Here is a 21,151-nt window from a genome sequence, read left to right as displayed (position 1 = left end):
CTTCGCCGCAGGAGCAGGGGCGCGACCTCGGTAAACTGGACCCGACTTTCCAAGGAGCCCCGAATGACTGACGCGTCTGCCGCGCCCGAGACGACCACGGTCGTCACCGAAGAAGACGTCCACGAGCAGAAGGCCGTGCGGCTCGCGAAGCGCGAGCGTCTGGTTGCGAACCGCACGGATGCCGGCGGAGGCGCCTTTCCGGTGAGCGTCCCCGTGACGCACCGGATCCCCGCGCTGCGCGCCGAGTACGGCGAGCTCGAGCCCGGTGCGGAGACCGGAGTGATCGCGGGCGTCGCCGGTCGTGTGGTCTTCAGCCGTAACACCGGGAAGCTGTGCTTCGCGACGCTGCAGGCCGGTGACGGCTCGCGCATCCAGGCGATGATCTCCCTGGCCAACGTCGGCGAGCAGTCGCTCGCGGACTGGAAGGAGTACGTCGATCTGGGCGACCACGTCTTCGTGCACGGTGAGGTCATCTCGAGCCGTCGCGGCGAACTGTCGATCATGGCCGACGACTGGGCGATCGCCGCGAAGGCGATCCTGCCCCTGCCGAACGCCTACTCCGAGCTCAGCGAAGAGGGACGGGTGCGCAGCCGCTACCTCGATCTGATCGTCCGCGAGCAGGCCCGCACGACCGTGCGCGCCCGCGCCGCCGTCAACGCGAGTCTGCGCGCGACCTTCGGCGACCACGACTACCTCGAGGTGGAGACGCCCATGCTGCAGGTGCAGCACGGCGGGGCATCCGCACGCCCGTTCGTGACGCACTCGAATGCGTTCGACACCGAGCTCTACCTGCGCATCGCACCGGAGCTCTACCTGAAGCGCGCCGTCGTCGGCGGCATCGAGCGGGTCTACGAGATCAACCGCAACTTCCGCAACGAGGGTGCCGACTCGACCCACAGCCCCGAGTTCGCGATGCTCGAGGCCTACCAGGCCTACGGCGACTACGACCAGATGGCCTCGCTCACCCAGGAGCTGGTGCAGAACGCGGCCGTCGCGGTCGCGGGGTCCACCACCGTCACGTGGGCCGACGGCACCGAGTACGACCTCGGCGGCGAGTGGGACCGCATCTCGATGTACGAGTCGCTGTCGACCGCCGCCGGACGCCCGTTCACTCCGGCCGACACCGTCGAGGATCTCGTCGCGTTCGCCGAGGCGAACGGTGTCGACCTGCCCGCGCAGGAGACCCACGGCAAGCTCATCGAAGAGCTGTGGGAGCACTTCGTGAAGGGCGATCTCGTGCGCCCGACCTTCGTCATGGACTTCCCTCTGGACACCTCGCCGCTGGTGCGCGAGCACCGCTCGATCGACGGCGTGGTGGAGAAGTGGGACCTGTACATCCGTGGCTTCGAGCTCGCGACGGGGTACTCGGAGCTCGTCGACCCCGTCATCCAGCGCGAGCGCTTCGTCGAACAGGCGAAGTTGGCCGCGCGCGGTGATGTCGAGGCCATGCCCGTCGACGAGGAGTTCCTCCGCGCCCTCGAGCACGGCATGCCGCCGTCCGGGGGCATGGGCATGGGGATCGACCGTCTGCTGATGGCCATCACGGGTCTGGGCATCCGCGAGACGATCCTCTTCCCGCTCGTCAAGTAGCAGGCGTCGCGCCACGGCGGAACGCCCACTCCGGCAGCACCGCGGCGGCGATCATCGTCTCGAGCAGGGCCGCCAGTCCGTATTCGGGATCTATCGCCCGGACGAGATCGAGGTAGTGCGCCGCGTGGCTGGCGCGACCCAGTGCCCACGACAGCCACGCGGCGGCCGTGAGAGGAGCGGGCCTCGACGCCCGCGGCGCCCGCGCCGCGGCGATGCGGACGAGGAAGAGCGCGCGTCTCAGGCGCTCGGGGTCGGGCGTCGGCCCGCGGCCGAGGAACACGTCTCCGAGATCGTCGGGCACGCTGGATCGGGCGTCGGCGAAGGACAGCTGGGCCTCGAGGGTGCGCATGCCTCCGACCGCGTCCGTGGCCCACTGCACCAGGGCCACGTCGCGGAACAGCGGACGATCGAGGCACCACAGGAGTGCCGCGATCGCGAAGGGCGGAAGGTCGTCCGGCGCGGTGATCGCGGCCTCGAAGAACGCCGGGACATCGTCGAGCAGGAGGAGCGCCACGATCGCCTGAGGGTTCTCCTGGCCGGTCGGCCCCTGCCCCCGAGTCCGCTCGAGCAGCGCGTCGATGTCGCGGAGCGCGCGTCCGACCCGTTCGGTCTCCGCGAGGTCCGTCGGGGGAAGCTCGGCGCCCGACCTCTGGTCGCCCGAGACGTCGCCCACCCCCGGCACCGCGGGGACCCGGGGATCGAGCACCCGCAGCTGCGGATCGTCGTCGAGGTAGCTCGACCACCCTCCCCGGGTCACGCAGAGGGCGTCGACGATGCGCAGGCCCGAGTCGTCGGCCCGCTGGAGCACCTCGTCTACGGCGATGGCGAACGGCAGGACGAGTCCCTCGGGGGTGACGTGCACGTCGTCGTCGGTGTAGACGACGAGTGCCACGGCATCCGCAGCGCGCACCCGGGACACGAGCCCGATGGCGGCGTCGGCGTAGTCCTCGGTGCGCACGTCGTCGTGGGGGAGGTCGAGTCGCATCGCGCCGCTGGTGCGCGAGCCGTGGAAGGGGAGCAGCACGAGGCTGTCGCGGGGAGTGAAGCCGGCCAGGGACGGCACCATCTGGAGGAATTCGGCGGAGCCTGATGCGCGAAGGAGTGTGGTCATCAGGGGAGTCTCGTCGGCACGTCGTGAGCGTGGCGCGATTCCACAGGTCGCGCGGCCGGTTCCGCCACAGGCGTCGAGTGTGGAGGAGTGATCGGTCGCGTACCATGGGGTCATGGAGAACTTCTGGCTCGCCGCCGCATGGTCGATCATCCCGACCATCGGAGTGAGCGTCGTGTTCTTCTTCGTACTCAGGGGTATTCTGCGATTCGACCGCACCGAACGCCGCGTGCACGCGCGGATCGAGGCGGAAGAACGAGCCGCGCGCGGCCTGCCTCCGCGCTCCTGAGGGCGTCCGGACCATCGGCTACTGTGTAGCCAGAGCACCGCTGGTGCCCACTGAGGCGTATGCCGTCGAGGTGCCGACCCGTCGGGAGGACGAGGCATGACGCCGGAAACCTTGGCATGGTGGATCGCCGCCTTCCTGCTGGCGCTCGACCTGGCGATCCGCATCACGGCGATCATCGTCATCCCGAGGAACCGCCGCCCCACCGCTGCGATGGCCTGGCTGCTCGCCGTCTTCTTCATCCCGTTCGTCGGCGTCTTCCTGTTCCTGCTGATCGGGAATCCGCGTCTGCCGCGCGTGCGCCGCCGCAAGCAGGATCAGATCAACGAGTACATCGCCGACACGAGCGAGCATCTGCACTTCGGAACCCTGCGCCCCGACGCCCCGAGCTGGTTCCCGCCGCTGGTCGAGATGAACCACCGCCTCGGCGCACTGCCCATCTCGGGAGACAACGGTGCGCACCTGATCTCGGACTACCAGGAGTCGCTCGATGCGATGGCCGACGAGATCCGCAAGGCCGAGGACTACGTGCACATCGAGTTCTACATCCTGCAGTCCGACGCGTCGACCGACAACTTCTTCCGAGCGATGGAGGAGGTCGCCGAACGCGGAGTGCATGTCCGCGTGCTGCTGGACCACTGGGCGAATCGCTGGAAACCGAAGTACCGGGCGACGATCTCGCGGCTGGACCGCATGGGTGCGCACTGGCACCTGATGCTCCCCGTACAGCCGTTCAAGGGGCGCATGCAGCGGCCCGACCTGCGCAATCACCGCAAGCTGCTCGTCGTCGACGGCAAGGTCGCCTTCCTCGGTTCGCAGAACGTCACCGACTCGACCTACAACCTCCCGAAGAACATCAAGCGCGGTCTGCACTGGGTCGACCTGATGGTCCGCATCGACGGTCCGGTCGTGCTGAGCGTCAACGCGATCTTCCTGAGCGACTGGTACAGCGAGACCGACGAGATCCTGCAGGAGATCGACATCGCGCATGCCGAGACGGGGTCGGGCGACCTCGACTGCCAGGTCGTCCCCTCCGGACCCGGCTTCGAGGTCGAGAACAATCTGCGCCTCTTCCTCGGGCTGCTGTACGCGGCCAAAGAGAAGATCATGATCGTCAGCCCGTACTTCGTGCCCGACGAGGCGCTGCTGCTGGCCGTGACCGCCGCGGTCGACCGCGGCGTGCAGGTCGAGCTCTTCGTCTCGGAGGAGGGCGACCAGGCGATGGTCTACCACGCCCAGCGCAGCTACTACGAGGTGCTGCTGAAAGCCGGGGTGCGCATCCGGATGTACCCCAAGCCCTACATTTTGCACACGAAGAGTCTGACCATCGACGACCAGGTCGCGGTCATCGGGTCGAGCAACATGGACATGCGCTCGTTCGGTCTGAACCTCGAGGTCTCGATGCTGGTGCGGGGCGAGGAGTTCGTCGCCGAGATGCGCGCGGTCGAGGACGGATACCGGTCGCTCAGCCGAGAGCTCACCCTCGACGAGTGGATGCAGCAGCCGCTGCGCTCGACCGTGCTCGACAACCTCGCCCGGCTCACCTCCGCGCTGCAGTAGCGAGATCAGGGTGCCTGCCCGAGATCGGGCGCCGAGGCTACCCTGGACGTATGGCCTTCTCCACGCGTCTCCTCGCCGCCGCCGTGTCCTCGTTCGCCGTCGCCGTGCTCCTCGCGGGGTGTGTGTCCGGACCCGTCGGCACGGCTCCGGAGTCCACCGGCGACCCGTCGAACGGCCCGGGGCAGAGCTCCGGCGACTCCGACGACCTGGAGGGGACGCTGCTCGATGACGGGCGCCTGTTCGCCGTCGTCACGAGGGGATCGTCGACGTGCGTGCCGCAGGTGGATCAGGTCGATGCAGACGGGCAGACCGTCTCGGTGACGCTGGTCGACCCGGCCGACGACGGCGACCGGGTCTGCACGGACGACCTGGCTCCGCGAGCGAGCATCGGAGCTCTTCCCGAGGGCGTCGACCCGACGAAGGAGATCACCCTGCAGGTCGCCTACAAGGATCTGCGCGACGACGTCGATCTCGACGGGGACCCCTCGTTCAGCGGTACGCCGGGATCGTCGACCGAGTACCTGCCCAGCGCGGGATGGGTCGACGACGGAACGCTCGTCCTGCTGACCTGGGGATCGTCGAGCTGCATCCCTGTCGTCGAGGGCGTCGAGGCGGCGGGTTCGACCGCCACGGTGACCTTCACGACCGACGACCAGCAGGTCTGCACGATGGACATGGCTCCCCGGGCGACGCTGATCGAGCTCGGCGACGACGCGGTCGACGACGACGGCGTGACCCTCACACTGGTCGGCGGCGGCCTCGACGGGACGGTCGACGTCCGCGGCTGACACGCTGACCCGCGGCCCCGGGTCCTGCGGTGTGCTTCAGAGGCCCGCGACGGGGTGGTCGGCGGGCAGCGCCAGCAGCAGCGCCCGAGGATCCACCCGGCACGTGATGCGCACGGCGGTGCCGAACCCGTCGCCGTCGAGTTCGATCGGGGTGGGGGCGGATGCCGCGGCCTCGGCCGCCACGCCGCGGAAGTAGTGCACGGAGGCGTCCCTACCCCGGCGCTCGAGGACGCGTCGTCCGGCGCGCGAGCGCCGCAGCACCGAATTGTCCCACCAGATCTTGCGCCACACCCCGAGCCAGCCGAGCACGCCCGTCGGCTGGATCACGGCGACATCGAGCACGGCATCGGTGATCGATGCATCGGGGATCAGCGCGATCCCTGCGGGAAGGGTGCCGCAGTTCGCGAACAGGATGCTGTGCACCTTGGTCGAGTGCAGGCGCCCGTCGTCGATCTGGAACACCGCGCGGAACGGTGCGGCTGTCACCAGCGAGCGCGCCGCGCCGTCGACGTAGGCGATCCAGCCGACCGTCTTCTTCAGGTCGGAGCGGGTGTTGGCGATCATGTCGGCATCCAGCCCCATGCCGGCGAGGACGACGAACGCGTGCTCCTCGTGCGTGCCGTCCGCCCGCGTCAGACGCGCCCAGCCGATGTCGATGGCGTGGCGGAAGTCGCCGAGGGCGGCGCGGATCATCTCGTCGGGGACCGAGAGGGGGAGTCCGAGGTTGCGCGCGAGCAGGTTGCCCGTGCCGCTGGGCAGGATCGCCAGCGGCACCCCTGAGCCGGCGATGGCTTCGGAGACCGCACGCACGGTGCCGTCGCCCCCGGCGACGAGCACGACGTCGACGTCGCGCTCCAGCGCCTGCGAGGTCGCCTGCTGCCCCGCGTCGTCGACGGTCGTCGGATAGAAGGCCGGATGCTCCCATCCCGCCTCGCGGGACAGATCGCGCACCCGTGCGCGCAGATGCTTCTCGTCGACCTTGATCGGGTTGTAGACGAGTGCCGCCTGGCGTCGGCCGGTGGCGCTCGTGGTCATGGCGCTACTCTAGCCCCGGCATCCGCCCCGTCCCGCCGCGGGCCGAGCCCCGCCCGCACCATAGACTTGGTGGATGATCGACCTCGCACTCCTCCGCGACAACCCGGAGATCGTCCGCCGCTCTCAGGCCGCCCGTGGCAACGACCAGGGCACCGTCGACATCGCACTCGAGGCCGACCGATCGCGTCGTGCGGCCCTCGCCGCCTTCGAGGAGCTGCGAGCCGAGCAGAACGCGTTCGGCAAGCGGGTCGCGAAGGCGCCCAAGGACGAGAAGGCGGCCCTCGTCGCCCAGGTCAAGGACCTCGCCGAGCGCGTCAAGCACGCCCAGCAGGCCGCCAACGAGGCGTCGGAGGCGGCATCCGTCGCACTCGCCCGCATCGAGAACGTCGTGATCGACGGCGTGCCCGCCGGCGGCGAAGCCGACTTCGTGGAACTGCGGACGGTGGGCGAGCCCCCCGCCTTCGACTTCGAACCCCGCGACCACCTCGAGCTCGGAGAGATCCTCGGTGCGATCGACATGGAGCGCGGCGCGAAGGTGTCGGGCGCGCGCTTCTACTTCCTCCGCGGCATCGGCGCGCGTCTCGAGATCGCCCTGATGAACCTCGCGCTCGACAAGGCGCTGCAGAACGACTTCGTGCCGCTGATCACGCCCACGCTCGTGCGGCCCGAGATCATGCAGGGCACCGGGTTCCTCGGCGAGCACGCCGACGAGGTCTATCACCTCGACAAGGACGACGACCTCTACCTCGTCGGCACCAGCGAGGTCGCGCTCGCCGGGTACCACAAGGACGAGATCCTCGACCTCGGCAAGGGAGCGCTGCGCTACGCGGGCTGGTCGACGTGCTACCGGCGCGAGGCGGGGTCGCACGGCAAGGACACCCGCGGGATCATCCGCGTGCACCAGTTCAACAAGCTCGAGATGTTCGTCTACACGACCCCCGAGGAGGCGGAGGCGGAGCACCTGCGCCTCGTCGCCCTGCAGGAGGAGATGCTGACCTCGCTCGGCCTCGCCTACCGCGTCATCGACGTCGCCGCAGGAGACCTGGGATCCAGCGCTGCTCGCAAGTACGACATCGAGGCGTGGGTGCCCACCCAGGGAGCGTTCCGCGAGCTGACCTCGACCTCCAACTGCACGACCTACCAGGCGCGTCGCCTCGACATCCGCCACCGCCCCGAGGCCGTCGAGGGCGTGCAGTCCAAGACGCAGCCCGTGGCGACCCTGAACGGCACTCTCGCGACCACGCGCTGGATCGTCGCGCTGCTCGAGACGCACCAGCAGGCCGACGGATCCGTGCGGGTGCCGGAGGTGCTGCGACCGTACCTCGGCGGCCTCGAGGTGCTGGAGCCCGAGGCGTGACCGCCCCCTGGCTGGTCGGGCTCGACGTCGACGGCACCATCCTGCTGCAGGACGAGTCGATGAGCCCCGGCGTGCCCGAGGCCGTCGCCCGCCTGCGCGACGCCGGTCACGAGGTGACCATCGCGACCGGGCGCAGCTGGATGGCGACACGGAGGTGGGTCGAGCAGCTCGGCCTCACCCCGGAGTTCGTCGTCTGCTCCAACGGAGCGGTCACCATGCGTCGGGTCGGCGACGACTGGGAACGCTGGCACATCGAGACCTTCGATCCGTCGCCCGTGCTCGCGCTGCTGCGGGACCGCCTGCCCGAAGCCCGGTACATGGTCGAGCTGGGTTCGGGGCTGCGCCTGTACACCGCCCAGCTCGACGACTGGACGCTCGACGGCGGACGCCAGGTCGGCTTCGAGGAGCTCGCCGCCGAGCCCGTCTCGCGCGTCGTCGTGGTGTCTCCCGGGCATGACGAGGAGGACTTCCACCGCCTCGTCTCCGACGCCGGTCTGAACGAGGTCTCGTACGCGATCGGCTGGACGGCGTGGCTCGACATCGCACCCCAGGGGGTCGACAAGGGCACCGCGCTCGAGCGGGTTCGCATCGAACTCGGCATGGACCGCGAACGGGTGCTCGTCGCCGGAGACGGCCGCAACGACATCGGGATGTTCGGCTGGGCGCGAGGGATCGGCGGACGGGCGGTGGCCATGGGGCAGGCCCCAGACGAGGTCAAGGACGCCGCGGGGGAGGTCACCGACGATGTCGAGGACGGCGGGCTGGCGACCGCACTCGACACGCTTCCAGCGACCGCCCAGGTCAGCGCGGGAGAATAGGTTCGGCTAGACTCACGGCTTGTCGGCAGATTCGTCTGTCGGGAGGGTTGTCCGAGCGGCCGATGGAGCTGGTCTTGAAAACCAGTGGGCAGAGATGTCTCGTGGGTTCGAATCCCACACCCTCCGCTGTACTGGGCACGGTGTCCCCCGCACCGCACGCTGAACCGAAAGGCCCCGAGTGAGTCCTACCGCCCGACGCCGTCGCACGATCGCGCGCCACGGTCAGCTGCACACGCCAGGACCGCTCAACCAGCTCCTCAAGTTCATCGCGATCGGCCTCGCCGTGGTCCTGGTCAGCGGCTTCGGCGTCGCGGGCTACGTGGTCTACGACCTCTCCAGCACGGTCACGGCCAACGCGGTCGAGCTCGACACGAAGAACGAGGTGCCGCCGGACATCGGTGAGTACAAGGAGGGCTTCAACCTCCTCCTGACCGGTGTCGACACCTGCGAGGAGGCGTACGCGGCCTACTTCGGCGATCGGTGCAGCGGGAAGGACTCCGGGGGCACCCTCAACGACGTGAACCTGCTCGTCCATGTCTCGCAGGAGCCCCGCCGCGTCACCGTCGTCAGCTTCCCGCGCGACCTGATGCTCGCGATCCCCGAGTGCGAGGATGTCGAGGGCAACGTCCACTCCGCGATGAGCAAGCAGCCGTTGAACGTGGCCTACACCGACGGCGGACTCAACTGCGTCGCGCAGACGATCACCAAGCTCACCGGCCAGGAGATCCAGTTCGCGGCCTCGGTGACCTTCGGCGGCGTGATCGAGATCACCAACGCGATCGGCGGCGTCGACGTGTGCCTCGCCAACCCGATCAAGGACCGCCACACGGGCCTCGACCTCCCGGCCGGCACGCGGACCATCCAGGGTCTCGAGGCGCTGCAGTTCCTGCGCACGCGACACGGCGTCGGCGACGGCAGCGACCTGGGCCGGATCGGCAATCAGCAGCAGTACATGTCGAGCCTCGCGCGCAAGCTGATCAGCAGCGAGACGCTGGGCAACGTCCCGACGATGCTCAGGCTCGCCAACACGGGAATCCGCAACCTCACGACGAGCACGTCGCTCGCCGACCCGGTGAAGATCGTGCAGATCGCTCTCGCGGTGAAGTCGGTGCCGTTCGAGGACATCGTGTTCCTGCAGTACCCGACCAACACCGACTCGGAGAACCCGAACAAGGTCGTGGCGAACCAGTCCGCGGCGGCCGAGATGTGGGACGCGATCAACGCGAACGCCCAGCTGCAGGTGACGCACCAGAACACCGAGAACGACGGCGTCATCCTCACCGACCCCGAGACGGGGACGCCGATCGAGGGCGGCACCGAGACGCCCGATCCCTCGGCCACCTCCGAGAACGTCGTGGCGCTGCCGGATTCGATCAAGGGCAACTCGGCCGCTCAGCAGACCTGCTCGAACGGCAACGTGCGCTGACCCTCCCCCGGTGGAGGTCTCGACCCGGCAGGGGTCGCGTCGGCAGGGGTCAGGCGTCGGACCTGGGTGGGTAGAGGACGTCCATCAGGCCCTCGATGATCCCGGGCATGTCGACGTCGGGGTCGATCATCCACTGCAGCTGAAGTCCGTCGGCGACCGCCTGGATCACTCGCGCCATCGACTCCGGATCGAGCGTCCGGTGACGCTCGGGGTCCTCCTCGAAGGCGCCGGCGATGCTCTCGCGGATCTTCGCGCTGCGCTCCAGGAAGTATCGATGCGCGGGATGCTCGGGGTCGGCGGCGTCGACGGCCAGTCGGGAGAAGAGCTCGACCACCCCGGGGACCTCGGTGTTGCGGCGGATGACGTCGATGAACGCGGACTTCGCCTGATCGGGGGGAAGGGATCCCGGATCCATCCCGTCGTGCTCGTCGCGTGTGCGGAGCACGGCGGTGAAGAGCTCCTCCTTGCTGCCGAAGTAGTGCAGGAGAGCGGCGGGGGTGACGCCGACGACCTCGGCGATCTGCTTGAGAGAGGCGTTCTGATACCCGCGGCGTCCGATGACGTCGAGAGCGCTCTCGAGGATCTCCTCGCGTCTGGCGACGCCCTTCGCGTATGAACCTCGTCGTGCCATCCTCCGAGACTAATCCTGAATGACGTTTGAAATCCAATACCTACTCGCATATAGTTTTCGCAAGACACTGCTGTCTCCTGCGAAAGGAACACCATGACCGAGCCCTCGGCCTCCGACCTCACGCTCGACGAGAAGGCCTCGCTCACCAGCGGCGCCGACTTCTGGACCACGAAGGCGATAGATCGGATCGGGCTCCCGTCGATCATGATGACCGACGGCCCCCACGGGCTGCGCAAGCAGGCGGGCGGCACCGATCACCTCGGCCTCTCCAGCAGCGTGCCGGCGACCTGCTTCCCTCCCGCCGTGGGGATCGGGTCGACCTTCGATCCGCAGATCATCGAGCGGGTCGGCGCGGCCATCGGCATCGAGGCGGCGATCGAGGACGTGGCGGTCGTGCTCGGCCCCGGCATCAACATCAAGCGCTCACCGCTGTGCGGTCGCAACTTCGAGTACTTCTCCGAGGACCCCCTCGTCTCCGGCATCCTCGGGGCCGCCTCGGTGCGCGGCGTGCAGTCGCAGGGCGTCGGCACCTCGCTCAAGCACTTCGCCGCCAACAACCAGGAGTTCGATCGCATGCGCGCGAGCTCCGACATCGATCCGCGTCCGCTGCACGAGATCTACCTGCGCGGTTTCGAGCGGGTCGTCACGGAGGCGCAGCCGTGGACGGTCATGTGCTCCTATAACCGGATCAACGGTGTGTACGCCTCGGAGGACCCGTGGCTGCTCACCCGCGTCCTGCGCGATGACTGGGGCTTCGACGGTCTCGTCGTCTCCGACTGGGGCGCGGTCAACGATCGCGTCGCGGGCGTCGCCGCAGGGCTCGATCTCGAGATGCCGTCCTCCGGAGGTCGCACCGACGCGCAGCTCGTCGCGGCCGTCCGCGCAGGGGAGCTGTCGGAGAGCGTGCTCGACACCGCGGCGGATCGCGCGATCGACCTGGTGCGCAAGGCCGCGCAGCGACCCTCGGTCTCGGGACCGCTCGACGTCGAGGCACACCACGAGCTCGCGCGAGAGGCCGCCGGGCGGTCGATCGTGCTGTTGAAGAACGACGACGACCTGCTGCCGCTCGACCCGAGCACGCGCATCGCCGTGATCGGCGCCTTCGCCACGGAGCCGCGGTTCCAGGGCGCAGGGTCGTCGCTGATCAACCCGACCAGGGTCGACAGGGCGCTCGACGAGCTGCGTGCCGTCGCGGGTGACACCGTGTCGTATGCGGCGGGCTTCGGCGTCGAGGGCGGGGCGATCGCGGCATCCGGTCGCACCGCCGAGGACCTGCGCGACGAGGCGGTGGCCGCCGCCTCGGCCGCCGACGTCGCCGTCGTCTTCCTCGGGCTCCCGGCCGCCCAGGAGTCCGAGGGCTTCGACCGCGAGCACATCGACCTTCCGGCCGCGCAGCTCGCGGTGCTGGATGCCGTGATCGAGGCGAACCCGGCGACCGTCGTCGTCCTCTCCAACGGCGGTGTGGTCGCGCTGCCGTTCGCCGACCGCGTTCCGGCGATCCTCGAGACCTGGCTGCTGGGACAGGCCGGTGGCGGCGCGGTCGCCGACGTGCTGTTCGGCACGGTGAACCCGTCGGGCAAGCTCACCGAGACGGTGCCGGTGCGGCTCGAGGACAACCCGTCGTTCGGCAACTTCCCCGGCGAGTTCGGCCATGTCCGCTACGGCGAGGGCGTGCTCGTCGGCTACCGCTGGTACGACGCGAAGGGGCTCGACGTCACCTTCCCGTTCGGCCACGGGCTCTCGTACACGACGTTCTCGTACGGCGACGCAGAGGTCTCGACGACGTCCGACGGCGACCTCGTGGTCACGGTCGACGTCACGAACACCGGATCCCGCGACGGGCGCGAGATCGTCCAGGTCTACGCCGCTCCCGTGGCGTCCGCCGTGCAGCGGGCTCCTCGCGAGCTCAAGGCGTTCTCATCCGTCGCGATCGCGGCAGGGCAGACCGCGGCCGTCGAGCTCGTCGTCACTCGTGCGGACCTGGCGTACTGGGACGTCCGCGTCGACCGCTGGATCGTGGAGCCCGGCACGTATCGCATCGAGGTCGCCGCATCGAGCCGTGACATCCGTTCGTCCGCGACCGTCGAGGTCGAGGGCGACGTCGTCGTGCTGCCGCTGACGATGGCCTCGTCGATCGGAGACGTCGTCGCGCACCCGGTGGCCGGGCCCATCGTGATGGAGGCGCTCGGAGGCCTGATGGGCGGGTTGAGCGGCGCGGACTCCTCGGCGGCATCGATGATGCCGAACGACGAGGCGATGGAGAAGATGATGGCGTCGTTCCCGATCGGACGCCTGATCGGGTTCCCCGGGGTCGACGTCACCTACGAGCAGATCGAGCAGCTGCTGGACGGGGCGAACGCGCAGGTCGCCTCGCAGACCTGACCCTCGGCCTCGCGACAGGACGCCCCTCTCCATCCTCGGACGGAGAGGGGCGGCGTCACGCGGTCGGCGCAGTCGGCAGGGACGGCTCGGACGGGTCGGCGCCGAGCAGCGGCGCGAAGCGGAGCCCCAGGCCCGGGTGTGCGTTCTCGGTGAGATATCCGTCGGCGATGCGCACCGGCGAGGGGTCGACGAGGGCGCCGAGGGCGGCGAATCCGGCATCCTCGACATCTTCGACCCACAGCTCGGCTCCCGTGTCGGGCAGGGTCAGGGCGAGTTGTCCGGAGAGCTCGGGCAGCAGATGCGGATGCAGGGTCGCCCCGTGCGACGCCGCCAGCTCGGCGATGCGCAGGAACGGGGTGATGCCGCCGACGCGCACGATGTTGGGCTGCACGATCTGCGCGGCGCCGGCACGGAGGAAGTCATCGACGCGGTGCACGGTGTGCAGGTTCTCGCCGACGGCGAGCGGCACGTCGATGCGCCGTGCGAGCTCGGTGTGACCGGCGAGGTCGTCGGCGCGCAGCGGTTCTTCGACCCAGGTGAGGTCGTGGCGCGACAGCGCCTCGATGGCGGTCGTCGCTGCGGTCAGATCCCATCGCTGGTTCGCATCGATCATCAGCGCACGGTCAGGACCGAGCACCTCGCGCACGGCGGCGACGCGCTCGAGGTCCTCGGCGAGGTCCGGTCTGCCGACCTTGATCTTGACGGCATCGAAGCCGGCATCGACCCACCGCTGCACCTGGGCGAGCAGTTCGTCGAGCGGATAGTGCAGGTTCACCCCGGAGCCGTAGGCGCGCACGCGTTCGCGGCGTCGGCCGATCAGTCCGGACACCGTGGTGCCCGCCGACCGCGCCTCGGCATCCCACAGCGCGAGATCGAGCCCTGCCAGCGCGATCGTCGTGACGCCTCCGCCTCCGGCTTCGTGCAGGTGCTCCCACAGGTCCTGCCAGACCTCGCCCGGAGCCGCCGATCGACCGACGGCCGCGGGAGCGATGTCGCGTTCGAGCAGCGCCTGCACGGCGGACGCCCCGATCTGGGGAGTCCACGCGAACCCCCACCCCTGCGCGCCGTCCGAGCGGACGACATGGGTGGCGACGATGCCGACGGAGGTGACCTCCGCGCCCCACGGGCGCGTCAGCGGCACTCGCTGCAGACGCGTCGTCAGACTCCGGATCGTGGTCACAGCAGCGCGCGTCCTGCCGCGAGGATCTCGGCGAGGCGCGCCTCCTGGGCAGGCGTCGGGTCGACGAGCGGTGCGCGCACCGACCCGACCGCGAGGCCGGAGAGTCGCAGCCCGGCCTTGATCAGGGAGACCCCGAAGCCGGGTGTCTCGTCGCGGAGTTCGACGAGCGGACGGTAGAAGCCGTCGAGCAGGGCCAGGCGCCGTGCCTCGTCTCCCTCGGCGTACGCGCGGTAGTAGGCGTTCGCTATGTCGGGCGCCATGGCGAAGGCGGCTGACGAATAGAGGGGAACGCCGATACCGCGATACGCGCCCTGCGTGAGCTCGGCCGTGAGCAGCCCGTTGAAGAAGGCGAAGTCCGACCGGCCCTCCTCGGCGACGGCGCGGACGATCAGCTGCATCGTGCCGATGTCGCCGGTGCCGTCCTTGAACCCCACAACCCTCGGGTTCGCGACGAGTCGGCGCACTGTCTCGACCGAGTACTGCGCGCTCCCGCGGTGGTAGATGATCACGGGCAGGCTCGCTGCCTCGACGATCTGCTCGACGTAGGCGGTGAGTCCCGCCTGGGTGCCGCCGACGAGATAGGGCGGCAGCACGAGGAGTCCGTCGGCGCCGGCATCCGCTGCCGCCTTCGCCACCTCGATCGCGTGGCCGACCGGGCCACCGGCACCGGCGATCACCGGCACACGTCCGGCCACAGCGATGACCGCCGTGCGCGTGACCGCGGCCGCCTCGCTCGCCGACAGGGCGTGGAACTCGCCGGTGCCGCACGCGGGGAACACCCCGCCGGCTCCGGCCTCGACGCCGGTCGCGACGTGGGCGGCGAGCAGCTCGCGGTCGATCGTGCCGTCAGCGGTGAACGGGGTCACCGGGAAGAAGAGGATTCCATCGAAGTCCATGTCGCGCCTTTCAGGAGACGGATGCGGTGGCGGATGCGGTCGAGGAGGCGAGCTCGGTGCGCCAGCTGCGGGTCGGGTGCCAGCCGAGCAGGCGAGCGGCCTTGGCGGACGAGAAGGCGGGGGCGCTGCCGGTCAGGGCCGAGGCCGCGTGCGCGGTGCCGGGGTGGAACCGGGGCAGAAGTTCGCTCAGGGGGCGGCGGGCGAGCGCGTCGTCGGCGCCGACGAAGAAGACCTCGCCGTTCGGGATGTCGTCGAGGGCGGCGAGCAGCGTGTGGGCGAAGCCTGCCACGTCTCGGGCGTCGACGTAGTTGAACAGGGCGGGAGCCGACAGCGCCGGGTCGTTCAGTCGATCGAGCACGGTGTGGCCCTGCTGCGTCGGAGCGCCGGCCCACTCTTCCGGGGCGATCACGTAGCAGGGGCGGAACGAGGCGAAGCGCACGTCATCGCCGGTCTGACGCCGCAGCATGTCGACGGTCTGTTCGATCAGCAGCTTCGACAGGGCGTAGGCGTTCCAGGGCTCCGCGGGCGAAGCCTCATCGAGAGGAAGTCGCTCTGGCGTCCATCCGCGTGGGGCGCCGTAGCCGATCACGGTCGGGCTGGACGCCGCGACCACCCGGGGGATGCCGGCGCGCACCGCTCCGCCGAGCACCGACTGCGCGAGGGCACCGTTGGTGCGCAGAATGACGTCTTCCGGGGCGCTGAACGGCACCGCGATCGCTGCCAGGTGGATGAGAGCGTCGGCCTTCGTCACGGCGAGTGCCGATGCCGTGGCAGCGGCATCCGTGAGATCGAGCGAGAACTGGGTGATCCCGGGGCGATCGAGGCCGTCCGTCGGCTGGCGGTCGATCGAGACGATCTCGTGCCCGGCATCGGCGAGGCCCGTCACGAGCGTGCGCCCGAGTCGGCCGGATCCGCCGGTGACGACGATCCTCATCGACGTGCCAGCAGGGCGATCCCCAGCTCGTCGACCTTCACCGGCAGCCCCGTCTCGAGTGAGCGGTTGCCGGCGATGCCGACGGCGATCGAGCGGATGCCGTCCGACCAGTCGGCCGGACGCGCGAGCGGGTCGTCGCCCGGCCCCTCGAAGACGTCCGACAGCAGCAGCTCGTCGCCGCCGCCGTGTCCGCCGTCGCTGCCGTGGATCGGCACCTCGTAGGCCTCTTCCCAGTGTCGCTGGACGAGCAGCCGTTCGCCCTCGGGTCGCACCGCGGTCGTGCCGTCGGCGCCGGCGAGACTCGGGTCGATGTGCGGGTGCAGCCCTTCGCCGGCGAGCACGGCGCCGCGCTCGATCACCTCGAGCTCGGCGCGCCCGAGCGTGCCGTTGACGGCGACGCGGTACCCCTCCCAGGGGGAGTGGGCATTGAGCGAGTACGACATCGTCGCGCCCGACGCGTAGTCCACCACGAGGGCGAGATTGTCCTCGATCGTGATCCCCTCGCTGAAGACGTCGAGATCGCGCCGATACCCGTCGTGCTCCTCCGCGTCGAGGTACAGGGCGGTCAGCGTCTCATCGGTGCGCAGGTCGAGCTCGAAGAGGTCCCCGTCGTCGTGGGTGCCGCGGGCCGGACGCGCGCCGAGCCCCCGTGCCGTCGCATTGTCGGCGCCGTAGAAGCGCAGCCCGCCCGATGCGAAGACGCGGGTGGGCTGCGAGCGGATCCACCAGTTGACGAGGTCGAAGTGGTGACTCGACTTGTGCACGAGCAGCCCGCCGGAGTTCTTCTTCTCGCGATGCCAGCGGCGGAAGTAGTCCGCGCCGTGATTGGTGTCGAGCATCCACGAGAAGTCGATCGACGTGACCTCCCCGATCGTGCCGTCCTGGATCACCTGGCGCAGCGCGCTGTTGCGCGGCGAGTACCGGTAGTTGAACGTGAGCACGACCTGGCGACCCGTGCGTGCGACCGCGTCCTCGATGCGGGCCGCGCTCGCCGCGTCGATCGTGAGCGGCTTCTCGACGACGACGTCGGCGCCGGCCTCGAGCGACCGGACGATCAGCTCGGCGTGCAGATCGTCGCGCGCGCAGATGATCACCCGGTCGACGTGCTCGTCGCGGATCACACTCTCGAGCTCCTCCGGAGCGGCGAGACGAGGGGCGGGTGCGCCCTCGTCGTTGATCCACGCGGCGTGGTAGGCGGCGCGGACCGGATTCGGCTCGACGATCGCGACGAGCTCGGCGCGCTCGCTGTGCGCACCGAGGATCGCTCCGACGTACATCTGTGCGCGGACTCCGGCGCCGGCGAGTGCGTAGCGGGTCTTCGTCATGGTGATCCTCTTCGATCCAACGGCCAGGAAACGTTTTCTCGACGATATCACAGGGCGGATGTCCCGTCGGAGGATGCGGCGGTCAGAGAGCCGACGGCGGGGCCGTGCTGCCGCGCGCGATGAGCGTCGGAGTCATCGTGTGCGTCGACCTCGGCGTGCCCCCGGTGAGCTGCGCGTGCATCGCGGCCCACGCGGCCGCGCCGATCTCCACGGCGGGAACCGCGGCGGTCGTGAGGGGCGGTGACGTGTAGGCGGCGAACGGGATGTCATCGAACCCGGTGATCGACAGCGCGCCGGGCACGTCGATCCGTCGCACGGTCAACGCCGAGAGCAGGCCCATCGCGACGAGGTCGTTGTAGGCGATCACGGCCGTCGCCCCGCTCGCGAGAACCCGATCGGCGGCCGCGGTGCCGCTGTCGAAGTCGACACCGGCGGCGATCTCCTCGACCTCCAGGCCCGCCGTTCTCGAGATCGCTGCGGCGATCGCCTCCTGTCGAGCGCGATGGGTCACGCTGCGGGTGGCGCCGGCGAGGTACACGAGGCGACGGTGACCGAGCGAGGTCAGGTGGTCGACGATGTCGCGCATGCCCACGCCGTAGTCCGCACCGACCGTCGGGGCCGTCTCCTGCGGTCCGCGGTTGATCACGACAGCGGGGGAGAGCGAGGGAAGCAGTCGTGCCAGGTCCTGTTCCGCCATGCGGGGGGCGCAGAGGATGACGCCGTCGGTGCGCAGCCGCGTGGTCCGCGCGAGGGCGTGCTCCTCGTCGAGGTCCTCGCGGGAGTCGGCCACGAGCACGTGGTACCCGTCGGCCGTCGCGGCGCGACTGAGCCCGCGCAGGATCGCCTGGAACGTCGGGTTCTCGAGGTCGGGGATCACGACGGCGACGGTCTGGGTGCGACCGAGCACCAGGCTGCGCGCCACCGGATTGGCCGTGTAGCCGAGTTCGGCGGCGGCGGCCTGGACGCGCTCCGCGAGAGCGGGGTCGACGGTCGGATTGCCGTTCATCGCCCGCGACACGGTCGACAGCGAGACCCCGGCGAGTCTCGCGACGTCGGTGATGCCGGCGCGTGACGATTCGCGTGCCATCGGCATCCCTTCGCTCCGCCTCGTTCCGCGATCGGTCGCGGCTGTCGTCATACTACGAGAAAACGTTCTACAGGAGGAGTCGCGTGGTCGGAGCATCCGAAGACCGCATCGAGAAGCAGGATCGTGTCGCCCGCGTGCGGCGGGAGTTCGACGGGGCGCCGCTCGTGCTCACCTCCCACGAGTCCGTGTCGTGGTACCTCGAGGGTGTGCGCACGCACGTCTCGCTCGCGGGTCCGCCGGTCGTCGCGGTGCGTGCGGAGGAGAGCGGAGACGTGCTCTACATCGCCGACAACGAGGCCGACCGGATGATCGCCGAAGATCTGCTGCCCGACGACGCCGCGCGGATCGTACGGGTGCCGTGGTGGATCTCGCCGGCGGTCGCCGCCGCCGATGGCGCCGGGGTGTCGGAGTCTCAGGTCGCGCCTCAGCTGCGTGCGGCGAGGGCCAGGATGCTGCCGGCAGAACGGGCGAGATATCGGTCGCTCGGGACGGAGACGGCCGAGACGCTGACCGATGTCCTCGGTCGGGTCGGGCCCGAGCAGACCGAGCGCGCGGTCGCGGCCGTCGCCGCCGCCGAGCTCATCGCGCGGGGCATCGATCCGCTCGTCGTGCTCGTCTCGGGATCCGCGCGGGTGGGGTATCGACATCCGCTTCCGACCGCCGGCCTGCTCGGCGATCGCGCGATGATCGTGGTGTGCGGTCGCCGGGACGGGCTGATCGCGAATGCCACGCGATGGGTCGGCGCGTCCGTCGACGAGGAGCCGATCCTCGGGGTCGAACGTGCGTTCCTCGATGCCTCGGTTCCCGGCGCTCGTCTCGATGGCGCCTTCGAGTCGGGGACCGCGGCGTACTCACGCTTCGGTTTCGACGCCGACGAATGGCACCGCCATCATCAGGGAGGACCGACCGGATATGCCGGACGCGACCCGCGTGCCACGGCATCCACGACCGATCTGCTGGTCGAGAATCAGGCGTTCGCGTGGAACCCGACCGCGCCGGGGGTCAAGGTCGAGGACACCATGCTGCGCACCGCGACGGGCTGGGACGTGCTGACGTTCGACGAGCGCTGGCCGTCGGTCGACTACGAGGGGCTGCGGCGGCCGGTCGCCCGGGCGTACGGGGCCTGACCGGCAGGGACGGATGGCTGAAGAGAGTACGGATGGCTGCCGAGAACGGGTGGTCTCGGCAGCCATGCGGGGAACGGTCAGCCATCCGGCCGGCGCGCACAGGCAGTGCGGATCAGCGCGGGTCGAAGCGCTCCGGTTCGTGTGTGGCGGCGACCAAGGAGCGCAGCTCCTCGAGAGAGGCAGGCGCCGCGCCGAGAGCGCGCCCCTGCACGAGGACGTTGCCGAGGGCCGTCGCCTCGACCGGGCCGGCTAGCACCGGAAGACCGGTGCGATCGGCCGTCGCCTGGCACAGCAGGCGGTTCAACGAACCGCCACCTACCAGATGGATGCTGTCGAGCTCGCGGCCCGACAGATCGGATGCCGTCTGCACCGCATCCGCGAAGGCCGTGGCGATCGACTCGACGATCGCCCGGGCGAAGGCCGGGCGGGTCGAAGGGGACGCAGAGCCGAGAAGCGCCGCGATGCGTGCGGGCATGTCTCCCGGTGCGCTGAGCGTGGGGTCATTCGCGTCGAACAGCGGTATGTCGCCCGTGACGGCGGAGGCCTCGGCCAGCAGCTCGGGCAGGTAGATCGACGATCCGTCCTCCGCCTCCCAGGCGCGCACCGTCTCGCTCAGCAGCCAGAGCCCCGTCACGTTGTGCAGGAACCGGTAGCGGCCGTCGACGCCGAGCTCGTGTGTGAAGTTCGCCTCGCGCGCAGCATCCGTCAGCACCGGGTCGGCCAGCTCGATGCCGACCAGACCCCAGGTGCCGCACGAGATGTACGCGGAGTGCGGCGTCGACAGGGGAGTGGCGACCACAGCGGATGCCGTGTCGTGCGAGCCGACCGCGATCACGGGCAGGTCCTTGCCGATGCGCTCAGCGAGGTCCGCGCGGAGGATGCCGATCGTCTCGCCCGGATCGACGAGCGTCGGCAGGATGCTCGACGGGATGCCGAGCCGGCCGGCCAGCTCGCTGTCCCACTCGCCCGATTCGACGCCGAGCAGTCCGGTGGTCGACGCGTTCGTGCGTTCGGCGACAGCCGTTCCGGTGAGCAGGAACGCGATGAGGTCGGGGATCAGCAGAGTGGTGTCGGCGTCGGCGATGCGCGCGTCGACGCGGTACTGGTACAGCGTGTTGAACGGCAGGAACTGCAGTCCGTTCCGCTGGTACAGCTCGGCGAACGGCGCCTCGGCGTGCACCTCGGCGACCCCCCGCACGGTGCGATCGTCGCGATAGTGGAAGGGCTCGGCGAGCAGCTCGCCGTCTTTCAGAAGGCCGTAGTCGACGGCCCAGGAGTCGATGCCGATGCTCTCGATGCCCGGCTCTCGGCGCACAGCCTCGGCGAGCCCTGAGACGACGTGCTCGTACAGAGCGCCGAAGTCCCAGTGCAGGCCGTCCTCGCGCTCGACGGGCCCGTTCGGGAACCGCGAGACGAGTTCCAGATCGAGCCGGCCGTCGCCGATCCGCCCGATCATGACGCGACCGCTGGTCGCCCCGAGGTCGACCGCGGCGACAGCGGTGACGGTCATCGGGTGCGCCCTTCGTCGTGTCGCTGCGCTCCGGTTCCTGAGCGCCCTTCGTCGGATCCTGAGCGCCCTTCGTCTCGCTCCGCTCGCTCAGGAACCGGAGCGCAGCGACGT

The 21,151-nt window shown here is 69.9% G+C and carries 18 protein-coding genes and 1 tRNA gene; 10 read left to right on the top strand and 9 right to left on the bottom strand.

What is annotated here, in order from left to right; translation table 11 throughout:
• The first annotated feature begins 63 nt into the window (after positions 1-63).
• Positions 64-1,590 (top strand): lysine--tRNA ligase, encoded by a 1,527-nt coding sequence (gene lysS / locus ASD43_RS02265; RefSeq protein ID WP_056413030.1) that lies wholly within the window; start codon positions 64-66, stop codon positions 1,588-1,590.
• Here lysS and ASD43_RS02260 read toward each other — a convergent pair.
• Positions 1,583-2,701, bottom strand: a complete 1,119-nt coding sequence (locus ASD43_RS02260) for a DUF4192 family protein (RefSeq protein ID WP_056413028.1) — start codon at positions 2,699-2,701, stop codon at positions 1,583-1,585. The two genes, lysS and ASD43_RS02260, sit on opposite strands and share 8 nt — an antisense overlap.
• 112 nt (positions 2,702-2,813) lie before the next feature.
• Between ASD43_RS02260 and ASD43_RS17365 the strand changes: the two genes are divergently transcribed.
• The 3 genes from ASD43_RS17365 (at position 2,814) to ASD43_RS02250 (ending at position 5,332) form a co-directional block, all read left to right on the top strand.
• Positions 2,814-2,987: a hypothetical protein gene (locus ASD43_RS17365; RefSeq protein ID WP_188042417.1), complete on the top strand. Its 174-nt coding sequence runs from the start codon at positions 2,814-2,816 to the stop codon at positions 2,985-2,987.
• Between the two features lie 96 nt (positions 2,988-3,083).
• Positions 3,084-4,544 carry a cardiolipin synthase gene (gene cls, locus ASD43_RS02255; protein WP_056413025.1) on the top strand — a complete coding sequence of 487 codons (1,461 nt, stop codon included), beginning with the start codon at positions 3,084-3,086 and terminating at the stop codon, positions 4,542-4,544.
• A 50-nt stretch (positions 4,545-4,594) separates the two neighbouring features.
• Positions 4,595-5,332, top strand: a complete 738-nt coding sequence (locus tag ASD43_RS02250) for a hypothetical protein (RefSeq protein ID WP_056413020.1) — start codon at positions 4,595-4,597, stop codon at positions 5,330-5,332.
• Positions 5,333-5,368: 36 nt separating this feature from the next.
• Here the strand turns inward: ASD43_RS02250 and ASD43_RS02245 are convergent, their stop codons facing one another.
• A complete protein-coding gene (locus ASD43_RS02245; RefSeq protein WP_056413017.1) occupies positions 5,369-6,367 on the bottom strand; it encodes a diacylglycerol/lipid kinase family protein in 999 nt (332 codons plus the stop codon).
• 73 nt (positions 6,368-6,440) lie between these two features.
• Between ASD43_RS02245 and serS the strand changes: the two genes are divergently transcribed.
• The 4 genes from serS (at position 6,441) to ASD43_RS02225 (ending at position 9,968) form a co-directional block, all read left to right on the top strand.
• Positions 6,441-7,724 (top strand): serine--tRNA ligase, encoded by a 1,284-nt coding sequence (gene serS, locus ASD43_RS02240; protein WP_056413014.1) that lies wholly within the window; start codon positions 6,441-6,443, stop codon positions 7,722-7,724.
• A complete protein-coding gene (locus tag ASD43_RS02235) occupies positions 7,721-8,542 on the top strand; it encodes an HAD family hydrolase (protein ID WP_056413011.1) in 822 nt (273 codons plus the stop codon). Before serS ends, ASD43_RS02235 begins: the two co-directional genes overlap by 4 nt.
• Before the next feature lie 41 nt (positions 8,543-8,583).
• A tRNA-Ser gene (locus ASD43_RS02230) sits at positions 8,584-8,668 on the top strand.
• Positions 8,669-8,720: 52 nt separating this feature from the next.
• Positions 8,721-9,968: an LCP family protein gene (locus ASD43_RS02225; RefSeq protein WP_056413009.1), complete on the top strand. Its 1,248-nt coding sequence runs from the start codon at positions 8,721-8,723 to the stop codon at positions 9,966-9,968.
• 49 nt (positions 9,969-10,017) lie between these two features.
• On the opposite strand, the gene ASD43_RS02220 is transcribed toward ASD43_RS02225, so the two are convergent.
• Positions 10,018-10,599, bottom strand: coding sequence for a TetR/AcrR family transcriptional regulator (locus ASD43_RS02220; protein WP_056413006.1), 582 nt, complete (start codon positions 10,597-10,599; stop codon positions 10,018-10,020).
• A gap of 93 nt (positions 10,600-10,692) precedes the next feature.
• Between ASD43_RS02220 and ASD43_RS02215 the strand changes: the two genes are divergently transcribed.
• Positions 10,693-12,981 (top strand): glycoside hydrolase family 3 C-terminal domain-containing protein, encoded by a 2,289-nt coding sequence (locus tag ASD43_RS02215; protein ID WP_056413001.1) that lies wholly within the window; start codon positions 10,693-10,695, stop codon positions 12,979-12,981.
• A gap of 55 nt (positions 12,982-13,036) precedes the next feature.
• Here ASD43_RS02215 and ASD43_RS02210 read toward each other — a convergent pair whose 3' ends face one another.
• The 5 genes from ASD43_RS02210 to ASD43_RS02190 form a co-directional block, all read right to left on the bottom strand.
• Positions 13,037-14,161 (bottom strand): mandelate racemase/muconate lactonizing enzyme family protein, encoded by a 1,125-nt coding sequence (locus tag ASD43_RS02210; protein WP_056412996.1) that lies wholly within the window; start codon positions 14,159-14,161, stop codon positions 13,037-13,039.
• The gene (locus ASD43_RS02205; RefSeq protein WP_056412993.1) at positions 14,158-15,057 is read right to left on the bottom strand and encodes a 5-dehydro-4-deoxyglucarate dehydratase; all 900 of its coding nucleotides are present in this window, start codon (positions 15,055-15,057) and stop codon (positions 14,158-14,160) included. Before ASD43_RS02205 ends, ASD43_RS02210 begins: the two co-directional genes overlap by 4 nt.
• Positions 15,058-15,067: 10 nt before the next feature.
• Positions 15,068-15,991, bottom strand: a complete 924-nt coding sequence (locus ASD43_RS02200) for an NAD-dependent epimerase/dehydratase family protein (RefSeq protein WP_056412990.1) — start codon at positions 15,989-15,991, stop codon at positions 15,068-15,070.
• Positions 15,988-17,316: a Gfo/Idh/MocA family protein gene (locus ASD43_RS02195; RefSeq protein WP_056412987.1), complete on the bottom strand. Its 1,329-nt coding sequence runs from the start codon at positions 17,314-17,316 to the stop codon at positions 15,988-15,990. Before ASD43_RS02195 ends, ASD43_RS02200 begins: the two co-directional genes overlap by 4 nt.
• A gap of 82 nt (positions 17,317-17,398) precedes the next feature.
• Complete coding sequence (locus ASD43_RS02190) at positions 17,399-18,403, bottom strand: LacI family DNA-binding transcriptional regulator (protein ID WP_056418910.1); 1,005 nt, start codon at positions 18,401-18,403, stop codon at positions 17,399-17,401.
• A gap of 83 nt (positions 18,404-18,486) precedes the next feature.
• Here ASD43_RS02190 and ASD43_RS02185 point away from each other — a divergent pair, with 83 nt between their 5' ends.
• Positions 18,487-19,530: a M24 family metallopeptidase gene (locus ASD43_RS02185; protein ID WP_235564002.1), complete on the top strand. Its 1,044-nt coding sequence runs from the start codon at positions 18,487-18,489 to the stop codon at positions 19,528-19,530.
• A 112-nt stretch (positions 19,531-19,642) separates the two neighbouring features.
• Here ASD43_RS02185 and ASD43_RS02180 read toward each other — a convergent pair whose 3' ends face one another.
• Positions 19,643-21,040: a rhamnulokinase gene (locus ASD43_RS02180; protein WP_056412983.1), complete on the bottom strand. Its 1,398-nt coding sequence runs from the start codon at positions 21,038-21,040 to the stop codon at positions 19,643-19,645.
• Between the last annotated feature and the right edge of the window lie 111 nt (positions 21,041-21,151).

The organism is Microbacterium sp. Root553 (genome assembly GCF_001426995.1).
Taxonomy (GTDB): Bacteria; Actinomycetota; Actinomycetes; order Actinomycetales; family Microbacteriaceae; genus Microbacterium.
The sequence above is the reverse complement of the archived record's forward strand: the minus strand, read 5'-3'. Positions and strand labels throughout refer to the sequence as shown.